This is a genomic window from Paenibacillus ottowii, from assembly GCF_006874425.1.
Classification (GTDB): Bacteria; Bacillota; Bacilli; order Paenibacillales; family Paenibacillaceae; genus Paenibacillus; species Paenibacillus ottowii.
Window position 1 is genome coordinate 349888 of sequence record NZ_VIJZ01000001.1, and the last position, 23951, is coordinate 373838.

The 23951-nt window shown below is 47.6% G+C and carries 18 protein-coding genes; all 18 read left to right on the plus strand.

All coding sequences use genetic code 11. The annotated features are described in order from the left end of the window. Positions 1-86: 86 nt before the first annotated feature. The 18 genes from FKV70_RS01620 (at position 87) to FKV70_RS01705 (ending at position 23386) form a co-directional block, all read left to right on the plus strand. On the plus strand, positions 87-770 hold the full coding sequence (locus FKV70_RS01620) for a metal-dependent hydrolase (RefSeq protein ID WP_063207697.1): 684 nt from the start codon (positions 87-89) through the stop codon (positions 768-770). Positions 771-1232: 462 nt separating this feature from the next. Then, on the plus strand, positions 1233-5831 hold the full coding sequence (gene gltB, locus FKV70_RS01625; RefSeq protein WP_142611634.1) for a glutamate synthase large subunit: 4599 nt from the start codon (positions 1233-1235) through the stop codon (positions 5829-5831). 323 nt (positions 5832-6154) lie between these two features. After that, a complete protein-coding gene (locus FKV70_RS01630) occupies positions 6155-7792 on the plus strand; it encodes a sensor histidine kinase (protein WP_063207703.1) in 1638 nt (545 codons plus the stop codon). 115 nt (positions 7793-7907) lie between these two features. Further along, on the plus strand, positions 7908-8552 hold the full coding sequence (locus tag FKV70_RS01635; protein WP_142611635.1) for a response regulator: 645 nt from the start codon (positions 7908-7910) through the stop codon (positions 8550-8552). 285 nt (positions 8553-8837) lie between these two features. Beyond that, the gene (locus FKV70_RS01640) at positions 8838-9581 is read left to right on the plus strand and encodes a YveK family protein (RefSeq protein ID WP_196771802.1); all 744 of its coding nucleotides are present in this window, start codon (positions 8838-8840) and stop codon (positions 9579-9581) included. Then, positions 9565-10203, plus strand: coding sequence for a CpsD/CapB family tyrosine-protein kinase (locus FKV70_RS01645; RefSeq protein ID WP_063207713.1), 639 nt, complete (start codon positions 9565-9567; stop codon positions 10201-10203). The genes FKV70_RS01640 and FKV70_RS01645 overlap by 17 nt, the downstream gene beginning before the upstream one ends. A 42-nt stretch (positions 10204-10245) precedes the next feature. Beyond that, the gene (gene galU / locus FKV70_RS01650) at positions 10246-11136 is read left to right on the plus strand and encodes a UTP--glucose-1-phosphate uridylyltransferase GalU (protein ID WP_187360703.1); all 891 of its coding nucleotides are present in this window, start codon (positions 10246-10248) and stop codon (positions 11134-11136) included. Between the two features lie 16 nt (positions 11137-11152). Continuing rightward, the gene (locus tag FKV70_RS01655; RefSeq protein ID WP_063207718.1) at positions 11153-11851 is read left to right on the plus strand and encodes a sugar transferase; all 699 of its coding nucleotides are present in this window, start codon (positions 11153-11155) and stop codon (positions 11849-11851) included. After that, on the plus strand, positions 11851-12786 hold the full coding sequence (locus FKV70_RS01660) for a glycosyltransferase (protein WP_142611636.1): 936 nt from the start codon (positions 11851-11853) through the stop codon (positions 12784-12786). Before FKV70_RS01655 ends, FKV70_RS01660 begins: the two co-directional genes overlap by 1 nt. Positions 12787-12796: 10 nt before the next feature. Further along, positions 12797-14134 (plus strand): O-antigen ligase family protein, encoded by a 1338-nt coding sequence (locus FKV70_RS01665; RefSeq protein WP_064795463.1) that lies wholly within the window; start codon positions 12797-12799, stop codon positions 14132-14134. A 4-nt stretch (positions 14135-14138) separates the two neighbouring features. Next, the gene (locus tag FKV70_RS01670; RefSeq protein WP_063207728.1) at positions 14139-14909 is read left to right on the plus strand and encodes a WecB/TagA/CpsF family glycosyltransferase; all 771 of its coding nucleotides are present in this window, start codon (positions 14139-14141) and stop codon (positions 14907-14909) included. A 5-nt stretch (positions 14910-14914) separates the two neighbouring features. Continuing rightward, the gene (locus FKV70_RS01675) at positions 14915-16357 is read left to right on the plus strand and encodes an O-antigen ligase family protein (RefSeq protein WP_142611882.1); all 1443 of its coding nucleotides are present in this window, start codon (positions 14915-14917) and stop codon (positions 16355-16357) included. A 5-nt stretch (positions 16358-16362) separates the two neighbouring features. Then, positions 16363-17742: a lipopolysaccharide biosynthesis protein gene (locus FKV70_RS01680; protein ID WP_142611637.1), complete on the plus strand. Its 1380-nt coding sequence runs from the start codon at positions 16363-16365 to the stop codon at positions 17740-17742. Positions 17743-17764: 22 nt separating this feature from the next. Beyond that, on the plus strand, positions 17765-18604 hold the full coding sequence (locus FKV70_RS01685) for a glycosyltransferase family 2 protein (RefSeq protein WP_142611638.1): 840 nt from the start codon (positions 17765-17767) through the stop codon (positions 18602-18604). Beyond that, the gene (locus FKV70_RS01690; RefSeq protein ID WP_142611639.1) at positions 18591-19778 is read left to right on the plus strand and encodes a glycosyltransferase family 4 protein; all 1188 of its coding nucleotides are present in this window, start codon (positions 18591-18593) and stop codon (positions 19776-19778) included. The genes FKV70_RS01685 and FKV70_RS01690 overlap by 14 nt, the downstream gene beginning before the upstream one ends. Further along, the gene (locus tag FKV70_RS01695; RefSeq protein WP_063207739.1) at positions 19775-20923 is read left to right on the plus strand and encodes a glycosyltransferase family 4 protein; all 1149 of its coding nucleotides are present in this window, start codon (positions 19775-19777) and stop codon (positions 20921-20923) included. The genes FKV70_RS01690 and FKV70_RS01695 overlap by 4 nt, the downstream gene beginning before the upstream one ends. A 28-nt stretch (positions 20924-20951) precedes the next feature. Then, positions 20952-22052 carry a glycosyltransferase gene (locus FKV70_RS01700; protein ID WP_064795460.1) on the plus strand — a complete coding sequence of 367 codons (1101 nt, stop codon included), beginning with the start codon at positions 20952-20954 and terminating at the stop codon, positions 22050-22052. 5 nt (positions 22053-22057) lie between these two features. Further along, positions 22058-23386: a UDP-glucose dehydrogenase family protein gene (locus tag FKV70_RS01705; protein ID WP_063207744.1), complete on the plus strand. Its 1329-nt coding sequence runs from the start codon at positions 22058-22060 to the stop codon at positions 23384-23386. The last annotated feature ends 565 nt before the right edge of the window (positions 23387-23951 follow it).

The following is a 23951-nucleotide window of genomic DNA, read 5'->3' on the forward strand; positions in this document are numbered from 1 at the left end:
GTGCGTGAAGCTGGCATGCAAAATAGGTATAATAGGTAAAGGAAGGTAATCTTAATCATGAAAGTGACAAAGGAGGCGTAAATGTTATGAAAATCACATATTATGGACATTCAGTTGTTTTGGTGGAGGCAGAGGGAAAACGGATTATTATCGATCCTTTTTTGACAGGTAATCCTAAAGCAACCGTACAGGCCGAAGATATTCAGGTCGATGCAGTGTTGTTGACACACGGTCATGCCGATCATTTTGGGGATGCAGTTGATATTGCCAAGCGCAATGATTGCCCTGTGATTGCGGTGGCGGAACTGGCTGAATATTGTTCATCTCTGGGGACCAAAGCTCACGGTATGAACCTGGGGGGTGGTCACCAATTTGACGGTTTTCATGTGAAATTTACGCTGGCGTTCCACAGCTCCTCTTTGACAGTGAATGGACAGACGATCTATATGGGAGAGCCAGCAGGGATTTTGTTGACCATGGGAGGCAAAACATTTTTCCATGCAGGGGATACTGGCTTGTTTGGCGATATGCGTCTTATTGGGGAAACCAACTCCATCGATGCCGCAGTATTGCCAATCGGTGATGGTTATACAATGGGACCGGAGGATGCCTTATTGGCAGCGAAATGGCTACGGGCAAGCCGCGTGATACCGGTGCATTACAATACTTTCCCCGGTATAGAGCAGGATGGAGATGGCTTCTGTGACCGTCTTCATAAAGAAGGTATTGAAGGGAAAGCATTGAAGCCAGGCGAAAGTCTCGAATTTTAATACGAATTCTCAATTTGCAGGCATACACTTGATGAATCGCAGGTTCATCAAGTCTCCTTATGTCAGCCTTTTCTGTTCCCTGGAGGGATAGAAAAGGCTGATTTTTTAATGAATATTTATACATAAAAATGATACATTTTTGCATTGGTACGTTGAAGCTGTAATGTAAAAGATTTATTATCACAACCATAAAAACTTTGAATTGCTAACACAATAGGTCAATGATAAAATGATAGAACTAATTAGATTCATCAGTGGAATCGACGTGTTTTTCAAGTCAAGCCATTGCATAATTATTGAAAAACATGCGTATCGGCGGACCGTACCGCCTTGAATACGTCTTATGTTTTTGTCCCCCATTCCTCGTAGTTGTTCTTTGCTTTACCTCTTGTTGCCACTGTCTTCTATTCGGCCGCCTGTATTTCAGGCCAGCATGACTTTATAACAGAAAGGTTGCGTTCCATGAGACAGACAGGTTTACCACCCAAACAGGGACTATATGATCCCCAATTCGAAAAAGATGCCTGCGGCATGGGCTTTGTTGCCCACATCAAGGGAAAACCATCGCACGATATTGTAAGTCAGGCTTTGACCATGCTCGTAAATATGGAGCATCGGGGCGGTCAGGGAAGTGAACCAAACTCCGGTGACGGAGCAGGGGTCATGATTCAGGTTCCTCATCTGTTTTTTCAAGAGGAAGCGGAGCGATTGGGCTTCAAATTGCCAAAGTCCGGACATTACGGCGTGGGTATGCTTTTTGTATCCAATGATCCAGAAGTTCGTGAGATGCATGAGCAAAAGCTTAGAGACATCATTATGGACGAAGGTCAAAACTGTTTGGGTTTCCGCGATGTACCTACCTATGACGAAATGCTGGGTAAATCGGCCAAAGCAGCCAAACCTGGCGTGCGTCAGGTGTTCATCGGCCGCAGTAGCGATTTGAAGGAAGAACTGGACTTTGAACGGAAACTGTATGTCATTCGTAAACGTGCAGAGCTTGCTATTCGCTATAACCAAGAGGATCAGAATGGTGAGTCGTTCTATATTCCAAGTTTGTCCTGTCGCAAGGTTGTATACAAAGGAATGCTGACAACGGAGCAGGTAGGGAAATTTTATTTGGATTTGCAGGATGAGCGGGTAACATCGGCGATCGCGCTGGTCCATTCCCGTTTTAGCACGAATACGTTCCCGAGCTGGGATCGTGCGCATCCTTATCGTTTTATGATTCACAACGGTGAAATTAATACCATGCGCGGCAACGTAAACTGGATGCATGCACGTCAGGCACAATTTGAAAGCGAAGCGTTTGGCAGCGACATCAAGAAGGTTAAACCAGTCATCAACCCAGACGGCTCGGATACAGCCATGTTTGATAATACGCTGGAGTTTCTGTATTTGAGCGGACGTTCGCTTCCTCATGTAGCCATGATGATGGTGCCTGAGCCGTGGAACAAGCATGAAACTATGGACCCGAAAAAGCGGGCATTTTATGAATATCACAGCACTTTGATGGAGCCGTGGGATGGACCTGCTGCGATGGCGTTTACAGACGGTATCCAAATCGGGGCCATTCTCGACCGTAACGGTCTGCGTCCTGCACGCTACTATGTGACCAAGGATGATCTGATTGCACTGTCATCTGAGGCGGGCGTATTGGACATTGCACCTGAAAATGTGCTTTATAAGGATCGTCTCCGTCCAGGACGTATGCTGCTGGTGGATACCCAAGAAGGCCGCATCGTCTCTGATGAAGAGTTAAAGGAACGTATCGCATCCGAAGAACCTTATCAGCAGTGGTTGGATGAGCATTTGATTGATCTGGATGATCTGCCTGAAGCACTGGAGCAGCCAGAGCCGAAACATGAAAATGTAAATCAGTTGCAACTCGCATTTGGTTATACGTTTGAGGAACTGCGCAAACTTCTGGAGCCAATGGCACTTACGGGTGCGGAACCAATTGGCTCAATGGGGTACGATGCTCCACTGGCGGTATTATCTGACCGTCCGCAACGTTTGTACAATTACTTTAAACAAATGTTTGCTCAGGTTACCAACCCGCCAATTGATGCCATTCGTGAAGAGATCGTGACGTCTACTGCAACGACGATTGGACCAGAGCGCAATTTGTTGCACCCAGAGCCAGAAAGCTGTCGTCAAATTCGGTTGGATTCGCCGGTGTTGTCGAATGAAGAGTTTGCCAAAATTCGTCACGTACACCGTCCAGGCTTCAAATCCATGACCATTCCGATCTTCTTTGAAGCTAAGAAAGGTGCTGAGGGTTTAAACCAAGCACTGAAAGGACTGTTTGAGGCAGCCGACCGTGTCATTGACAAAGGTCATAATATTCTGATTCTGTCTGACCGTGGAGTGGATGCGGAAAATGCAGCCATTCCGGCGTTGCTGGCTGTTTCCAGCCTGCATCACCATCTGATTAAGCAGGGTACACGCACACGTGTGAGCATTTTACTGGAATCCGGTGAGCCAAGGGATATTCACCATTATGCGGTGCTGCTGGGCTACGGTGTGAGTGCAGTTAATCCGTATCTGGCATTTGAAACGCTGGATGTTATGATTCAACAGGGTTTGCTGCGCGGCATCTCGCACGAGAAGGCAGTTAAAAATTATATTAAAGCGGCCACCAAGGGTGTCGTTAAAATATTGTCCAAAATGGGTATATCCACGATTCAATCCTATCGTGGAGCGCAAATTTTCGAGGCCGTAGGTTTGAAACAGGATTTTGTTGACCGTTATTTCACCTGGACCCCTTCCCGTATCGGCGGTATTGGTCTGGAGGAAGTGACAATGGAATCATTGGCCCACCATAACCGTGCTTTCACGGATAAGGACGGCAACGACAAGGTGCTTGATTCGGGCGGTGAATACCAATGGCGTAACGATGGAGAAGAGCATTTGTTTAACCCGCAAACAGTGCATTTGCTCCAGCAGGCGGTACGCTCGGGAGACTACGAGCTTTACAAGAAGTACGCCAAGCTGGTACAGGGTGAATCTGAACAGTATTTGACGATTCGCTCCATGCTTCAATTGAAGCCTGCTGGTGGGCCTGTGCCACTAGATGAAGTGGAATCTGCTGCATCGATTATGCGCCGCTTTAAAACGGGGGCTATGTCTTTCGGCTCGATTAGCCAGGAAGCGCATGAAGATTTGGCGATTGCGATGAATCGAATCGGCGGCAAGAGCAACACGGGCGAGGGCGGGGAGAACCCTGCGCGTTTCATCCCGGATGCTAATGGTGATTCACGCCGCAGTTCGATCAAGCAGGTGGCCTCTGGCCGATTTGGTGTAACGTCGAACTACCTGGTGAATGCCGACGAAATTCAGATCAAAATGGCGCAAGGCGCGAAGCCGGGCGAAGGTGGTCAACTGCCAGGACGCAAGGTGTATCCTTGGGTCGCCGAGGTACGCGGTTCAACGCCGGGGGTAGGCCTGATTTCGCCACCGCCGCATCATGATATTTATTCTATCGAGGATTTGGCAGAGCTCATCTACGATCTCAAAAACGCCAATCCACGTGCTGACATTAACGTAAAGCTGGTATCAGAGGTAGGCGTGGGCACGATTGCTACAGGGGTAGCCAAAGGCCGTGCTGACATTATTCTGGTCAGCGGTTATGACGGTGGTACAGGCGCTTCTCCGCAAGGCTCCATCCGCCATGCGGGTATGCCTTGGGAGCTGGGGCTGGCTGAGACGCATCAGACGCTCATGCTGAACAACCTGCGCGACCGCGTAGTATTGGAGACAGACGGTAAAATGCTGTCCGGACGCGATTTGGTCGTAGCTGCCCTGTTGGGTGCGGAAGAATATGGCTTTTCCACAGCGCCGCTCGTGGCGTTGGGCTGTATTATGATGCGGGTATGCCAAATGGATACCTGTCCGGTTGGTGTGGCTACTCAAAATCCGGAGCTGCGCAAAAATTATATGGGTGACCCTGCCCATGTGGTGAATTTTATGCGCTTCATCGCAGAAGATGTCCGTGAAATTATGGCAGAGTTGGGATTCCGTACGATTCAGGAAATGATTGGCCGTACGGATTGCCTGGATACTGTGAATGCTGATTCACACTGGAAGAAGAAAGGCGTAGATCTGAGCTTGCTGCTGCATGTTCCTGAGCTGGAAGACGGAAGTGTACGTTACCGTGTACAGCGCCAAAACCACGGACTGGAAGAAACACTCGATATGCTGAAGCTGGTACCGATGGCAGCGGAAGCACTGGAGAGCGGAACGCCTGTTGAGGGTACCTTGCCTATTACCAACGTAAATCGTGCAGTAGGTACGATTCTGGGCAGCGAGGTCACACGTAAATATGGGGCGGCAGGTCTTCCTGAGGATACGATTCGCTTTAACTTTATTGGATCGGCAGGTCAAAGCTTCGGGGCCTTTATTCCGAAAGGCATCACGCTGAGCGTGGAAGGCGATAGCAATGACTATGTTGGTAAAGGCCTATCTGGCGGTAAAGTTATTGTAAAAAAATCTCCCAAAGCGACCTTTAAGGCAGAAGAGAACATTATTATCGGAAATACAGCCTTGTATGGAGCGACCAGCGGTGAAGCTTACATTAACGGAATCGCAGGCGAGCGCTTTGCCGTTCGTAACTCCGGCGCACGTATTGTTGTTGAGGGCGTTGGTGATCACGGTTGCGAATACATGACGGGCGGACGTGTAGCTGTACTGGGTGGAACCGGACGGAACTTTGGAGCCGGGATGTCCGGAGGTATTGCATACGTCCATGATCCAGAGGGAACGTTCCTAAGCCGTTGTAATCTGGAAATGGTGTTGCTGGAAGATGTGGAAGACCCTGCGGAAGCAGCGGAATTGCGCGGCATGATTCAGCGCCATGTTACTTACACAGGTAGTGAAGCAGGCCAACGTATTTTGGATGAATGGCAGACTGCGATTCAGCAATTTGTACGGGTGATTCCAAAGGATTACAAGCGTATGGTTGAACAGATCCAAAAAGAAGAGGCGACCGGTTTGAGCGGAGATGAAGCTCTACTGGCAGCGTTTGAAGCCAATATGCGTGAATTGGCGCGTACCGGGGGCTAAAAAGTAGACCGCCAAATTCAATAAAAAGGACTTGTTGAATACCGCTGTTATAGTCACGGCGGTACCAGCAAGTCCCTTTTTCAGGTTGATCAAAAAATGTGATTTATTACCTTGACAAACGTCATAAATTCTGACATTACCCCCAAAATGTTTTCCTGAAACGGTAAATATGTTATAAAAAGTACCAAATTTTTTGGAATGTAACCGTTTACGTAAGAGTTTATGTCTTGTTATTTATTTTTGGATTGGTTATGATTTTTTAGAGTACACAAACAAACCTAATATGCCCACCGTCCCTTCAAAACACAGAATAGGGTGACAGGATGAAGTTGAAGAAGTCAGCAGAAGACAAAATGATTTTTTTATACCGTTATGTATCTTTATCTTTAACATCACTTGTTTTTCTGTTCGAAACATCTAGATTAATGGTATGGCAAAAGCTATTACTAATTGTTTTTCTATTTTTATCCGTTACAGCCTTTACTTGGATTTACCGTAAATACAGACTTCATGATATGGTATTGAAATGTAGTATTGCACTAGAAACGGCAGGGATTATTTTGCTGCTGTTCCCGACCGGAGGGATCAATAGCCCGTTCAAATGGTATGTGATTACTCCCATGTTGGTAGCTTGTGCTCATCTATCTATGAGATACAGCTGGACGCTCCTACTTTCTTATATCGGTTTGGTGCTCACATTTTGTTATATCTTTTTTACACCAGGTCAATATTTTTTGTGGGATCTTATATTGCAGAACATTAATTTGTTTCTGGTATTGATCGTAACCACGATGGCAATGCAGGTTATTCGCGTCATGAAGGACGAACTGAAGGTGGCTAAAGATCAAGCCAATGAGACGATGGATCATATCAAGTCGATTTACCACATTATGGAGACGACCAGCCATAATGAGGCACTAAATCTGGGGCAGGTCATCTCGGATTATACTGTCAAGCTAACCAAGCAGAGCCGTGCATTTTTCTGGCTGGACAGTCAGGAGGAGGATGCACCGGCAAGCAGCCAGACAGGCTGGACAGTAGAGGAAGAGGAGCAGCTATTTGAGGAACTGGGGAATTACCGGGAGGAGTTCAGGGAAGAACGCGAGCCATTCTTTCGACATCTGCCGGAATGGGGCGACTTCCTTATGATCACTGTACCGATGACGACCCGCTTTGTAGCGACGATTGGCCTTAAGCTGGGACCGGATCAAAGTTTGACGGGGAGACGCTGGCTCGTACAGCAACTGATATTCCTAGCTGAGCTGAGTGCTGTGTTTTTGGAGCGGTATGAACTGGAGCGTATCGAGAATCAGTTGATTGTGACGAATGAGCAGAACCGGATCGCCAATGAAATGCATGACAATGTCTCACAAAGTCTTTTTGGTATTGTGTACGCAACGCATTCTCTCCGGCAGACTTGGTGCCATCAGCCTAAGGAGCAGGTGGAGGAACAAATTGATTTAATCCAGCAATCTGCAAACCAAGCGGTTAGAGAGCTGAAAGGGGCAATTCATAGTCTAAGCTCGAAAAAAAGCGGAGGCTCAACTTGGTTGGGGTCAGTGAAAAGTCATCTGCATACACTCTCCAAGCTGAACCATGTACAAATTGATTTTGACATCCATGGTGATCATTATTCACTTCCGTATTTGTACCAAAAGGCTTTGTTCCGCATCATTTCCGAAGCGGCGGGGAACGCAATCCGTCATGGATTGGCCAAGCGAATTGATGTGAAGTTAAAATTGACGCCCCAAGTGATTAGACTGTCTATTCATGACGACGGAGTAGGATTTGAGACGGCGAGAATGGTAGCAGGAGGTGAGGCGGTCAGTGCAGGCGGGGGCCTGGGCATGATGAATATGGAATATTTAGCTCAATCGATGGGAGGCGAATTTGATATTTCAAGTCGAATCGGAGAGGGAACACAGATTCGATTGTCTATTCCGGTAAATGCTTATGAATGAGGATTTTGCAAATCCTTGAATACAATGTGTGAACATTCTGCAATACAAAATCTGCGGTAACAATCGGATACATAGGGATTATGCAAATCCTGAACTGTAGACAGGAGGCCGAATCATGAAAATTGTCATTGTCGATGATCATCCTTTAGTACGGAAAGGACTCGCTGCGGTTATATCCATGCAGCCCAATGTTCAGTTCGCGGGAGAGGCCCAGAATCAACAGGAAGCGCTTGTAGTGATCGAGGAAACGAATCCAGATTTAGTGCTGCTGGATTTGAAATTAGCTGATGAATCAGGCCTGGATATTATCAAGATAGCGCGCGGACGCGGGTTCAAAAGCAAATTTATTTTGCTGACCTCTTCTGCAACACGTGAAGACTTTCTGAAAGCAGAGGAAGCCTCTGTGGACGGTTATGTACTTAAGGAGGCTTTGCCTGAGGAATTAATTTACGCGATTCATCTTGTCAACAAAGGACGCAAATATTATGATCCGGCTATTCTCGAAAATAAACTGCGTGAAGATGCAGGTAATCTCACAGACGACCTGACACCCAAGGAAAGGGAAGTGCTGGTTGAGCTGGGGCAAGGGGCTTGCAATCGTGAAATAGCATCTCGGCTATTCATCAGTGAGTTCACCGTCAAAAAGCATGTTAGTCAGATCTTGGCCAAGCTGCGATTGGCAGATCGTACGCAGGCAGCATTATATGCGAATGCGATTGGTCTGGCGAAATACGAGCCGACCAATATGATGATGCGCTAATCCCATATGCAACGCTATAATTTCATATTCGAGTGGTATGGGAAAAGTAGAAAAAGCCATAAAATCACCAAAACTGGTGGTTTTATGGCTTTTTCGCTTTCATTTTTCCACAATCGACAAAGTATGGTACAAAAGTATACCATGCCGTATCCAAAAGTATACATCCCCCTTCCCCTGTAGTGAGGGAGAAAGTGCCGTTCGGTTCCATGTCGTCCATACAACGGATTGTTACAATTAGATCATACTTAAAATAAGAAGAGAAATTGTATGGGAGGGAGGATTTTTGTGGAGAAAACCATTTTGGATTATTTAGTCCTGATCAAAAAAAGATTGTGGCTGATTGCGATTTTTGTCATTCTCTCATGTGTAACGACTTACATTGTGAGTGACAATGTCGTAAAGCCAGTCTACTCCGCTTCAAGCCAACTGCTGGTTAATCATATTTCCGCCAAGCAGGGGAGTAACAATCTGAATGACGTCAACACAAGTCTTAATTTGGTGGAAAGCTACAAGCAAATTCTCACTTCACCTAAAATTATGGACGCTGTGGTAGCGACTCATCCTGAGTTCCATTTGACGTCGCAAAAGTTGGCAGAGAAACTGCAGATTAAATCCTCGGATAAAAGTCAGGTGATCGGCTTGACGTTTGAGGCAGGCAGTTATTCTCAGGCCGCAGCGGTTGTAAATGCAGTAACCCAGAAATTCGTGCAGACGGTTCCGGGGTTGATGGAGTTAAATAATGTAAAAATTTTAAATGAAGCGGACCCGCAGGCCAATCCTGACCCGATTAATGGGAATCCGCTCATGAATATTGCGATTAGTTTTCTCGTATCGCTCATGATTGCGCTGGGCACGATTGTGTTCCTGGAAAGCATTAACGGCACGCTGCGCACGGAAAAAGAAGCGGATGCAGACATCGGCATTCCGGTAATTGCATCGATCCCTGTCATTCGCAAGAAGGACATCGATGGAGTGGCCGGAAATTCCAAAGAACGGGTAGGGGAGCGTAAATATGCTGCGATTGAATGACATGTTGATTACAGAAAGTAATCCATCATCGTATATCTCGGAATCATTTCGATCCCTCCGTACATACATCCGGCAGCAGGTGATTGGACAAAAGAACCGTGGGACGGTTCTTTTGCTAACCTCGCCGGAAAGCGGAGCGGGGAAAACAACACTGATTGCCAACATCGGAGTTTCCTTTGCTCAAGAAGGCAAAAAGGTAGCTCTGGTGGATTGCAATCTGCATAAGCCAGCGCTGCACGAGATATTCGGAATGGAGAATACCGGAGGTCTATCGGCTTATTTGCGCGGTGGGGCTTCTTCCAAATCTATCGTTAGGCATGGTGGACTGGAGCTATCGGTTATTCCCGGTGGGGACAGTCTGTATAACGCAGCAGATCTGCTTGGTAGCGAACGCATGGCAGAGCTGTTGGAAGAGCTCAAACGTGAATATGACATCATCTTGCTCGATTCGGCGCCAGCGCTGAATTATACGGATGCCCGCCTGGTTGCAGGCTTGACGGATGGTGTGATTCTCGTGGCCAAGCATGGCCGGACCAAGCGGGAAGATCTACGCAAAACAAAGCAACTCATGGAGCAGGCCAGTGCGACGCTGGTTGGAATTGTGATGAATCAGGTGAAGTAAGCAACACCAAAATTCGATGAAGCAAGGAGAATGAGTGCGATGATGAAAAAAGTGAAGAAGGCCATTATTCCAGCAGCAGGATTGGGAACGCGCTTCCTCCCTGCTACCAAGGCAATGCCTAAGGAAATGCTTCCAATTATCAATAAGCCTACGATTCAATATATCGTGGAAGAAGCGATTGCCTCTGGTATCGAGGACATTATTATCGTTACGGGTAAAGGGAAACGGGCCATTGAGGACCACTTTGACAACGCATTTGAGCTGGAATCCAAATTGCTCGAGGACGGTAAGCTGAAGCTTCTGGAGGAAGTACAGCGTTCTTCGGGAGTGGAAATCCATTACATTCGCCAGAAAGAACCAAAGGGCCTTGGACATGCGGTATGGTGCGCAAGACGTTTTATCGGGGACGAGCCATTTGGTGTGCTGCTAGGTGACGATATCGTAACAGGCCAGACACCTTGCCTGCGCCAGCTGATGGATCAATATGAAGAAACACAAAATTCTGTTATCGGCGTACAGCGGGTACCCCAGGAATTTACGAACCGGTACGGCATCATTGAACCGGATCAGCAGGACGGACGATTGTACCGAGTGAATAATTTTATTGAAAAACCGGCTCCAGGCACAGCCCCATCCGATTTGGCTATTATGGGTCGTTATGTGTTCTCGCCGAAAATTTTCAAATATCTTGATCTTCAGGAAAAAGGAGCTGGCGGCGAAATTCAGTTGACGGACGCGATCCAAAAGCTGAATCAGAGTGAACGTGTATACGCCTATGACTTTGAAGGCACACGTTATGACGTAGGTGAACGTCTTGGATATATTTTAACCACTCTTGAGTTTGCGCTTGCCAGTGATGATTTGAAGTATCCGGTTATGGAGGCTATGAATGAATGGCTAAAAAAGACCGAGAAAGCAACCACAGTGGGTTGAGAGGAGGTACGTCAGCATGAGCATGGAAAATTTACCGGAGGATGGCGAGGCTGTCATGTCAGGTAAAGCGTTTTACATGCCATACGGAAATACACAAATTCAGGATAAAACGTCCTACCTGGTCACAAAACGCCTCCTTGATATGCTGCTGTCTTTCGTGGGCTTAATCGTTTTGCTTCCGCTTTTTGCAGTGGTGGGCATTTTGATTAAGCTTGAAGACCCAAAGGGAAGCGTATTTTTCAAGCAGATTCGGGTGGGCAAGAATGAGAAGTTATTCAATATGTATAAATTCCGTTCAATGGTGTCCAATGCCGAGGAACTGAAAAAGGACTTGATGGAGCTGAATGAAGTGAGCGGCGCCATGTTCAAAATTAAGAACGATCCTCGGATCACAAAAGTTGGCAGTTTTCTGCGCAAGACGAGTATTGATGAGATTCCGCAGCTGTGGAATGTGTTGGTTGGAGACATGACTTTAGTGGGTCCGCGGCCGCCGTTGCCCAGCGAGGTTGAGCAATACTCCGATTATGACAAGCAGCGCCTGATTGTAACACCAGGATGTACGGGTTACTGGCAGGTGAGCGCACGTAACAGTGTAGGCTTCGAAGAAATGGTGCAAATGGATTTGAAGTATATTCATGTTCGCAATACGTGGCTCGATCTGAAAATCATCATGAAAACAGGCGTTAAAATGCTGTTCTCCAAGGATGCTTACTGATGGATGCATTTAAGCGAAGTCCCGCAGTGTCCGTCGTTATTTGCACCTATAACCGGGCGGACCTGCTGGAGAAAACGTTAATGTCTCTGCTGAAGCTGGAAGACCTTGCACTGGCTGAGATCATTGTGGTCGATAACCGATCCACCGATCATACAGCTGCAACGATCAAAAGATTTACCGTTGCACATGGCCAAGATATTCATCTTCGGTATCATTATGAGCGCGAACAAGGACTGTCTGCCGCTCGTAATGCCGGCATTACGTTATCAAAAGCAGACGTCATTGCTTTTCTGGATGATGATGCAATTCCGTGTGTTACATGGCTGCAAACGATTATGTCGGCCTTTGGGAACAATCCCGAGCTGACGGCTATGGGTGGGAAAATTGATCCTAAGTTTGAGACGGAACGGCCGAGCTGGTTGACGGGTCCGCTTGAATTGCCTTACACGATTATTGATCTGGGGCAATCTGTCCGTGAATATCCGGCGGGGCTGAATCCATTTGGAGCGAATATGGCTATGCGCAAAACGGCTTTCGCCGCCGTCATGTTCCCGCTCCACTTGGGCAGAAAGGGAGATATCCTACTATCTGGCGAAGAATCGTGGGTGTTCGAGCAAATCCGTAAAAACGGTGGAACAATTATGTATCATCCGCACATGGCTGTAGAACATTTTGTTCCAGCTTCACGCTTAACAAGAGAATGGATTATGAACCGCTACTATTGTCAAGGCATGTCCAACGCTGCTCAGGCCGCAGGTCTGCGCGGGAACGCGATGCTGATGGCAAAAGTGGTAGCCAAAGCATTATACATCACGGTGGATTCCCTGCTGGCACGTACTGAGGGCAGGAAGCTGTTGAACCGGTGCAGGCTTGAAAATATCCGCGGAACGCTGGATACCCTGCGCAACCGGAAAAGCGAGTCAGCTGCGGGGTGAAAAATTGAACATGAGTAACTATCCTTGGACTTCTAGAATAAACACTATACAGCATGTTTTTATTTTTCTATTGGGCGCTCTTGCTGTAGGAATTGCAGCTACCTATCAACCTGTGGTCAGTATTGCTGCGGTATGCTTACTACTTTTGTTGGCTGTGTCTATCCATCATCCTGAGCGCATCAGCTATGCGGTGTTGCTAAGCACAGCGGTCTCGGTCGATTCTCTGTACCAGGGTGGCGTGTTTGGCATTGAGATCTTGTCATTGTACAAATTGGGCATTTTGGCTCTGCTAGTGCCATGCATGCTCGTATATGGCATTCGTCTCAAGTTCAGCTATCCGGTCTGGGCATTGGTGATCATGCTGGGGATTACATTTGGATTTTCGGCATGGCTGCCTTTGTTAACGACCTCGATTGCCGTCAAGGCGTTCGTGGGACTATCCCTTCCCTTCTTTTTTTTACTGATCCAGTGGAAAAAAGATGTGGCGGAAAAGCATATTCGACTGATTAGCCTGTTGCCGATTATTAGTGTGGTCATAGGATTAGGTTTGCAGGTTTTAGGGTTGCATTCCTTTACAGATGTGGAATTTACGGGCGCAGTCAGAGTACAAGGAGCGAATATACCGCCGCATTTGGCAATGCTCTCCTTTCTCGGAATTGCTGTCTCTCTGATTGAGGTCAAGCGCAAACCTAAGCAAGCTACCTTTTATTACACAGTATTGGCACTGAACTTTCTAATTTTAATCGCCACCGGTACACGTGGGCCGATTCTGGCGTTGTTATTAATGCTTGCTGTGTACCTGTTTGATATTGCCCGTCAGTACCTCAAGGGAAAAGTCAATTATTTGCTACCGCTGGCCGGATCGTTTTTGGTTGCTCTGGGGGCGGTGGCCCTGCAATGGAACAATTTGAAAAAACGCTCCTTCGAACGGGAGACCGATACAGGCATTGACCTGTCGGGACGCTCGGAGGCATGGGAATATTTTTTGAACAGAGTACATGATTACCCTTGGTCAGGAAGAGGTCTTGGCGCGGTAACGGTTGCGAACGACGGGACGTTATTCAATGGCTTTGTTGTACCGCATAACGAGTATATACGCTTTTATTTTGATACCGGATATATCGGTTGCGGGCTATTAATGCTTTCATTGCTGATCGTGTTCGCTCTTATTTACCGGTCACTTGCCAAGTCTATCAAACCTTATTTTGCAAGTTTAATTGCAGGTTTTCTGATCTACTCGTTTTCAGATAATACGTTGTCGACGGTTCAGATGATTATTCCGTTTTGCTGGTATTTGAACGCATTATACCAGACATCTACTCAAACCGATTTTCGCAAAGAGAAGTGATACGATGAGCAGAGTGAACATGTTCGATGTCAACTTTGATAATTATGATTTTAATGATCTACTCGAATTTATAGATACTTCTATTGAGCATCAGCGTCATTCCTACATTTTGACCTGTAATGTCGACCATGTGATCAAGCTTCGCAAGGATGATGAATTCCGCAAGGTATATTCGGATGCCGGAGCCGTAGTGGCCGATGGAATGCCTATCATTTGGGCGTCTAAGTTACTGAAAAAGCCCCTCAAACAAAAGGTGTCAGGGTCCGATTTGTTCACCCGGCTTGGAGAGGCTTTTGAAGATCGAGGCTACCGTTTGTTTTTTCTGGGTGCAGCTGATGGTATTCCTGAAAAGGCAATGCGCAATCTCCAGGAATCCTATCCGAACATGAATGTGGTGGGCTGCTATTCTCCCTCTTATGGTTTTGAGAAAAACGAAGAGGAGAACAGATACATTATCCAGTTGCTTCAAGAGGCTCGCCCAGACATCGTTTTTGTAGGTGTAGGAGCACCGAAGCAGGAAAAATGGATTTACAGATATTACGAGACTTACCGCGCTCCGATTTCGATTGGGGTAGGAGCGACCTTTGATTTCCTGTCAGGAAATGTAAAGAGAGCACCGGAGCTGATGCAGAAGACAGGATTTGAATGGTTTTGGAGATTGTCTCAGGAGCCTAAACGTTTGTGGAAAAGATATCTGATTGAGGATTCCCAGTTCCTCGTTCTGCTGTTTAAAGAGATGTTCAAGCGGAAACGGGTGAAGGGAGGCCAGGGGTGAGAAACATAAGTCGGTTGGCAGATCAGCAGCTTTCCATCTGGCTAGGAAATCGGCGCGGAATTGGCATGATCGGCATAGGGGTGCTGGCTTGTATGCTGCCACTCGCCATCGGATTTGCCAGCGCCAAGATGAATCCCACCATGAGCCAACAGGGGGCCATATTGCTGGCGCTCGTTTTTCCGGCCTTCCTGCTGGCGATCTTGCAATCACGGCTTCTGATTCCTTACACATTGGTGGTGTGGGCAGTAGGCCCGGAAATCCGCCGAATTGCAGATTGGATGGAGGGAACGTATCACTCGGTGTCCCTGCTGAGCGTGGCGCCACTGCTGGTAAGCAGCATGTTGATTATTCCTGTGTTGCGGGGTATTCATCTGGCGGAAAAGCCATTAACCCGAATTGCTGTATTTTTCGGCATAGAATTAGCCTACGGAAGTATGGTCGGGTTATTCAAAAATGGCATCGTTTTTGCATATGATTTGGCCAATTATGTGGTTCCTTTGCTTCTATTGCCTTATCTAGCGATTAAGCCTATGAAAGCAAGAGAGCTGGATCGTTTGCTGTATTCATATGCCAACATTGCTGTCTTTGTCGCGATATACGGCATAATTCAGTACTTGATGGTACCGCCTTGGGATGCATTTTGGATGAATCACGTGGAGATGAATTCCATTGGTGTGCCAGAACCGCTTCAAATCAGAGTATTTTCTTCCCTGAATTCTCCTGGTCCATGCGCTATTTTCCTGGCAATGGCCCTTGTACCGATGCTGATGGAAAAACGGTGGCGAGGCACTTTGGGATGGGTTGGAGTCCTGCTGACAGTCGTGTGTCTCTTGGTCACGCTGGTACGTTCTGCCTGGCTGATTGCATTCGTCATGTTGCTGGCTTACATCCTCAGTTCATCCTCCAAAGGAAAGTGGAAGACCCTGTTTCAATTGGCTGTCGTCGGCCTTCTTCTCTACTTTATAGTTCCAAAACTTCCGGGGGCAGAAGGTTTGGTGGCTCGCATGCAGACGTTGACAGATATTCAAGAGGATCATTCGTACAATGAACGTCTGGATTTACTGCATACGATGCTTCCGGCGATTACTAGCAATCCAGTCGGGCAGGGGATCGGGAGTGTAGGAATTGGAACCAAGCTTGATAACGGCGGCGATCTCGGTGAACTTGGGATTATGGATAATGGATATATAGCCATTTTCCTCACCTTCGGTATTTGCGGAGCATTCTTTTTCTTCGGTGGTCTGTTCGTTATCATCAAGCGCCTTCTCGTCCGTATTGCCGAACGGAATTCCAGTCAGCCTTATATCAGACTGGCGTTGGCTACATGGGCCGGAGCTGTAGCCAGTCTCATATCGGATAACGGTTTCCCCGGTATGCGCGGCTATTTGATCTGGATGATGATCGGAATAGGACTATGGGCAAAAGACGTCATCGCGGAAAGAAGGTAAAGGCTGTGCAAAACTTACAAGCATTATCCGCACCTGTCCGGACACTATGGTCCACGGTGATTCGGTTTGCCAAAAGCAAAGATAACAGCTCTGCAGCAGTAAAAACGATGATATTCAGTATGCTGATTCTCGTCGTGAATATGCTGACTGGTGTGCTGACGGCACGATTCTTGGGTCCGACTGGACGCGGGGAACAGACAGCGATGGTGAACTGGTCCCAATTTCTTGCCTTCTGCATGAGCTTCGGTGTTCCGTCTGCGTTGATTTACAATGCCAAAAGGAAGCCAGAAGAAACAGGCAAGCTGTATGGTCTGGCTTTGCTGCTGGCCACGGTGTTTGGGGGAGTAGCGACACTCGTCGGAGTATTTCTAATTCCTTATTGGCTGCGCTCTTTCTCTTCATCGGTCATACTGTTCGCGCAATGCTCTATGATGATGTGTCCGCTCATAGCGATTTCACAGGTCAATAATGCATTGCTTCAAGTTCGCTCGGAATATAAACAATACAATTTATTCCGGTATCTGGTACCCCTAAGTACGCTGCTGGGTCTGGCGATTCTGATCCTGACAGGGACGATGAATCCGTACACCTCAGCATTGGCCTATTTATTACCAGGCTTGCCGATCTATATCGGCGTTACGATACGAATGATTCGTCTGTACAAACCGAAGGTAAAGAACAGCTGGACGCAATTTAAAAATCTCTTTACCTACGGTATGGGTTCATACGGAAATGATCTGATGGGGCAAGTTTCCACTTATATTGACCAGATTTTGATTGCGGGTCTATTGAGACCTGCTGATCTCGGGCTATATGCGGTAGCGGTCAGCCTGGCCCGGATGGTGAATGTATTTTCAACCTCAATCATTGTCGTGCTGTTTCCCAAAGCCTCCGGTCTGGATAAGGAAGAAGCGGTAGCCATTACCTTTCGGGCATTTCGAATAACTTCAACGGCAACCATTTTGGCTGCGCTGATGTTAATGCTGATTGCTCCGTTCGTATTTACCTTGTTATATGGTCAAGAGTTTAAACAAGCGCTTACGGTATTCCGGTTTCTGGTGCTTGAGGTTGCTATCAGTGGAGGTACCATGGTGTTGGCACAACAATTTATGGCGTTGGGCAAGCCAAAGCTGGTTACCATTCTACAGGGTGTCGGATTGGCGCTCGTCATTCCATTGCTGTCCATACTCGTGCCGAGATATGGATTGACGGGTGCAGGGATAGCAATGTTGTCTTCGGGGATTTTACGGTTCGTTTTCATTTTATGTAATGTTAAATTCGTTCTGAAAATGAAAATTCCAAGACTGCTTATTTCCAAACAAGATTTTCAATGGCTCCGATCAACGATGTCACATTACATCCGGAAAAAGCCAGTTAACGGTTAGATAAAGAAGGAGGCACCCGCTAATGAACCACATGTCTAGCGTTCCCGCGGACAACCGGATATCCGTAGTTATTATCGCTCAGGATGATGGCATTCGAATCACAGCTGCCATTAAATCCTGCCAGCCCTTTGCGGACGATATCGTCGTCATTGACGGAGGGAGCAAGGACAATACGATTCAGGTAGCTGAATCATTGGGCTGTCGGGTGTTTTCCAACCCATGGCCCGGTTATGCCAAACAACGCATGTTTGGTGTTGATAAAGCGGAATTTGATTGGATTTTTCTGATTGATACAGACGAAGTAGTGGATGCAGAGTTGCTTGGTGAATTGTTGAAAGTAAAGGAAACGCTCCACGATCCTGCCAAAGCCTATTCCGTATTTCGCATTGGCGATTTTCTCGGCAAATGGATGAACAAGGGCGAATATTTAGTTCGCTTGTACAATCGGCAGATTTATGGCATCACCAATAGCCTTGTTCATGAAATGCCAGATGTAGCCTCTTCCCAGATTGTCAATCTGGAGGGCGTGTTATGGCACTATGGCTTCCGCAGCATCAGTGATCACATGACACGTTTTAACAAATATACAGATCTTGAAGCAGAGACGGCATTTAACAAAGGGAGATCCTTTCGGATTACCAGACTATTGTGGAGGCCTCCCGCTCGCTTTGTACAGAAGTATTTTGTTCAAGGCTTATATCGCAAGGGGTTGGCGGGTTTTGCCGTAGCCGTTTTCTGGGTCATGTATGAGTTTCTCGTCTGCTTCAAGCATTATGAGCTAACCAAGCGGAGAAAAAAGATAGAAATTGTGAATGACGGACAGACCGAGCAGAAAGGAGAAACCAGCTATGTCGTACAATAACGGATTTCGTATTGCCGCCACGGGGCTCAGCTGGCCGTCCTTGCAGGCGGGCGGTCTCAACACATATTTCAAGTCCATCTGTGAGCAGCTTACGCTAGAAGGCAATACGCTGGATGCTCTCATCTGTAGTGATGAGCAGCCGCAGGCGCAAGACCGTATTCGGATTCATTCGATTGGCAGCAAGCAGCAGTCCATCTGGAAGCGCAGAGATCTGATGCAAAAATATGCAGCAGAGCTGTTCGACAAGCAGCCGATCGATGTGCTGTATTCCCACTTTGCTCCCTATGGTGTCGGGCCGGCACTAGAGGCGAAAAAAAGAGGAATCCCCGTCGTTACCACTTTCCATGGACCCTGGACGGAGGAATTAAAGATTGAAGGACAGGGAATTAAGCATTTTCTAAAAACGACGTTGGCCAAATCCATTGAAATGAAAGCTTATGGTTTGGCGGATAAATTTATAGTGCTAAGCGAGACGTTTCGCGATATTTTACATGAGCACTATAAAGTTCCACTTAGCAAAATCCATGTGATTCCCGGTGCGGCAAATGTGGAAAGATTCCATCCGGCAGAGGATCGGGCTGCCGTACGAAAGCAGCTGAATTTGCCACAAGATGCGACGATTGTGCTAACCGTTCGTCGTCTTGTGAATCGCATGGGACTGCTACAACTGCTCGAAGCATGGAGACGAGTAACCGAGCGACATCCTGATCATCTGCTGCTGATTGGTGGGAGAGGTCCCTTGATGGAGGAATTGGCTTCCAAGGTGGCGGAATACAATCTTCATAACCATGTAAGGCTGCTTGGTTATGTGTCGGATGAGGAGCTGCCCCTGTACCATCAAGCCTCGAATTTGTTCGTTGTGCCAACACAGGCGCTAGAGGGTTTCGGTCTGATTACCGTCGAGGCGATGGCCTCGGGGCTGCCCGTGCTGGCTACCCCTGTGGGCGGAAACAAGGAGATTTTAAGAGGATTCCGTCCTGAGCTACTGTTCCAGGGGACGGACAGTGAAGCCATTGCTGAAGGGCTGCTGCGTGTGCTGGATCATCGTGAATCTCTACCGAATGCACGGGAATGCCGGGACCATGTCCTGAGCAGATATACATGGGGACATGTGGCGGAGCAGGTGGAAGAAGTGTTCCGACTGGTCCTTGACAGAAAGGCGGCGGCAAAATGATGAGAGTGGCTTATATTGACCATACGGCAAGATGGAGCGGTGGCGAAGTCGCTTTGTATAACATCCTGACGAATATCGGAGAACATATCGATCCGCTCGTTATTTTGGCGGAGGAGGGTGATTTGGCGGATCGGCTTCGCCAGCGTGATATTGATGTGCGTATCGTTCCCTTAGATGATTCGATTCGCAATCGGGGACGGAATGCCGTTAATCTGGGTGCGCCTGCAGCAGCCTTTCGCTTGCTGGCTTACGGCAGAAAACTCGCGCCTTTGCTGCGTGAGGAAAAAGTCGTGTGTGTCCACACGAACTCACTCAAGTCCGCACTATATGGTGCAGTAGCGGCCAAATCAGCGAAGTTGCCGTTGATCTGGCATATCCGTGACCATATCGGTCCGCCGTATCTGAAGCCGATTGTGGCCAAAGGGATTCGGCTGATGTCCCGCTTTTTGCCCAACGGAGTGATCGCCAATTCCAAATCCACGCTGAGTGCGTTGGAATTACCTCCGGACAAAAAGACGCTCGTCGTCTACTCCGCTTTTGCCAAAGCAATTACAGCTCGTGATTCGGCTGCGCATGTACGTGGCGATGACTCGTTTAACGTTGTATTGGTTGGCAGATTGGCGGAATGGAAAGGACAACATATTTTACTGGAAGCGGCCCGCTCTTTTTTACCAGATCAGCGTGTGAAATTCTGGCTGGCTGGAGATGCGTTGTTCGGAGAAGAGGAATACAAACAACGATTGGAATCCACGATGCGCGAATACGGATTGACAAACGTCAATCTGATGGGACACGTCGATGACATTCAGGGTCTGATGCAGCGCTGTGATTTGCTCATTCATACCTCCATTACACCGGAACCATTCGGTCAGGTCATTATTGAGGGCATGGCTGCAGGCTTGCCCGTGATCGCTTCAAATGAAGGTGGTCCCAAGGAAACGGTAGTACCCAATGAAACCGGGCTGCTCATTGAACCGGGAGACCCAGCCAAGCTGGAAGCAGCCATCCGCTGGATGCTGGAGCATCCACAAGAACGTCAGCAGATGGGTGAGAAAGGGATGGAACGGGTCAAGAAGCATTTTGTCATCGAGAACACGGTTAAGGATATAGTTCATTACTATAAGGGTTTGTTGGCAGGAGTCTGACCGACATTCGCGTTAAAGGATGATTCAGATGAAAATAGCGATAGCACATGATTACTTAATCCAAATGGGCGGAGCGGAAAGGGTAGTGGAGGTATTCCATGATATGTATCCGGAGGCTCCCATCTTCACAACAGTGTTCAGCGATGAGCGTCTGTCGCGTAACTTGAAGGATGCGGATATTAGAGCCACTTGGCTACAAAACATCCCAGGAGTGAAGGCCAACTTCAAAGGAGTGCTGCCGCTGTATCCCATCGCTATCCGTGATTTTGATTTTAGGGATTTCGACATTGTTTTAAGCTCCAGCAGCGCATTTATGAAAAGCATCCAGGTACCCAAGCATACGTTTCACATTTGTTATTGTCACACACCGATGCGATTTGCCTGGGATTACGATACATATATGGCCCGGCAGTCCAAATCCAACCTGCTCAAAAATATGCTAAAGCTGTACATGAACAGGCTGAAAACTTGGGATGCCAAAACTTCTCGCAACGTAGACCAGTTTGTCGCCAATTCTTCCGTCGTCAAGCGGAGAATTTTGCACTATTACCAACGGGAGGCAGATGTTATTTTCCCTCCTATCAATACATCCCGTTTTAAACGTGCTACAAGCATCGGTGACTATTATTTGATCGTATCCCGTTTGGTATCCTACAAGCGCATTGATCTCGCGATTGAGGCATTCAAACGTAACGGTCTCAAGCTGCGCATCGTTGGCGAGGGACCGGATCGTAAACGACTCGAAGCCATGGCTGCCCCGAACATTGAGTTCCTCGGCAGACTTGAGGACGAAGAGGTTAACAAGTTGATGGCGGAATGTCGTGCGCTCGTTTTTCCGGGCGAAGAGGACTTCGGTATTACCCCTCTGGAGGCGAATGCGGCCGGACGGCCCGTTATCGCTTTTCAGGGCGGGGGAGCACTGGATACGATTGTTCCTCATGTGAACGGCGTATTTTTCCGCAAGCATCAGGTAGACGATGTGCTGGAGGCCGTCGCAAAGGTTGAGCAACATGCATGGAATGTGGACGATATCATTAACCATGCTCGCAAATTTGATGAAGATAACTTCAAGGATCAATTGAAAAAGTATGTAGAACAAGCCTATGTGAACTTTCTAAAAGGAGGATGAACGGAATGAAGCTGGCTGTAATCGGTACTGGATACGTTGGGCTCGTCTCGGGTGTATGTTTTGCGCAAAAAGGTAATGAGGTGATTTGTGTCGATCTGGAGCAGTACAAAATCGACATGTTGAATCGTGCGGAATCTCCGATTTATGAACCGGGTATTGAAGAATTGATCGCGTTGAATCTGGAAGCTGGTCGTTTGGAGTTTACCTCGGATTTGGCCGATGCGGTACGTCGATCGGATGTTGTCATTTTAGCGGTAGGTACACCTTCACTGGCTAACGGCGAGGCGAATTTGTCTTACATTGAACAGGCGGCCGCTGATGTCGGGAAAGCCATGAACGGGTACAAGATTATTATGACCAAAAGCACCGTACCTGTCGGAACAAACGAAAAGATTAAGGATGTAGTCGCTCGTCATACGAGCTTGTCATTTGATATTGTATCCGCGCCGGAGTTCCTGAGAGAAGGTTCAGCCATCAATGATACGCTTTATCCAGATCGCATCATTATTGGTTTGGACAATACAGGTTTGCGTGAAACAATGGTCACTCTGCATCAAGTTTTCACAGATAAAATCTATGTGACGGATATCCGCAGTGCTGAAATGATCAAATATGCCTCCAATGCGTTTCTGGCAACTAAAATATCGTTTATTAACGAGATTGCTAATATTTGCGAAAAGGTTGGCGCAGATGTTACCTGCGTAGCTGAAGGTATGGGTATGGACAAACGGATCGGTTCCTCTTTCCTGCAAGCAGGGATCGGATATGGGGGCTCTTGCTTCCCGAAAGATACGAATGCGCTCATCCAAATTGCGGGTAATGTAGACTATGAGTTCAAGTTGTTAAAATCGGTGGTCGAAGTGAATACCGACCAACGCTTTATGATTGTATCCAAGCTGCGTGAATCGCTGGGTCAGCTAAACGGCGTATCGATTGGCATTTGGGGCCTCGCCTTCAAGCCTAATACAGATGATATCCGCGAAGCTCCAGCACTGGAAATCGTAGAAACGCTCATTCAGGCAGGAGCCATTGTCAAGCTGTATGATCCGATTGCGATGGATAAATTCAAGGAGCGCGTGGATCATCCGAATATTGTATGGTGCTCCTCCCCGCAGCAAGCCGCCGAAAAAAGCGATGCTGTGTGCCTGCTAACGGATTGGGAAGAGTTCAAAAAAGTTGACCTCGTGCAACTGGGCTCCATTCTACACAAGCCAGTTCTGATTGACGGTCGTAACGTATTTACCGAGGAACAGATTCAAGGCTCTGGGCTGGAATACTATTCCGTAGGTCGTCCGCGGATGAGTGGGTGGAACAGAGATAAGGTGGAAGTTTAAAAAGTGACCGAAGTGACCGGTTAAAAAGTGACAGTGGCTGTGGCGGGGGTGAAGACGCTACGCGTTCCATTTGATCTTCCGGTCGCTGTTGCAGTGGGATTCTCTGGATTATATAGAACATTCCAAGGTAAGAATCCCACTGCAAAGGCGAACGCTAGCGCTTCTCCAGATTCAAATGGACCGCTCCGCTGCTTTTCCGCACAGAGTCACGGTTTTTAACCTCCCATCTTATGGGATGGGAGTAGGAAGGGTAGATCAGAAGGAGCGGCATGATTGAGCCGCTCCTTCTGATCAAGGACGCCATGCGGCAATGCCGCACGCCCCCCTGTGGAGCAAGCTTACCATGCGGATACGCTATGCTGCTCCTTGTAGAGCAAGACGCCATTGCAGTTGCCGCAGGCAATCTTGGCAAGACGTTACGAAACCTCGATTACTAAAAAGCTTGCAAGCACAGCGGGCAAGCACCGAAAGCGTGAGACTTTTACAGGCTGACCGGACTTAATAATGTCCGGTCGTGCCTTTTGCACCACAAGGTATGATCGATATGATGCATTTTTGAGTAGCG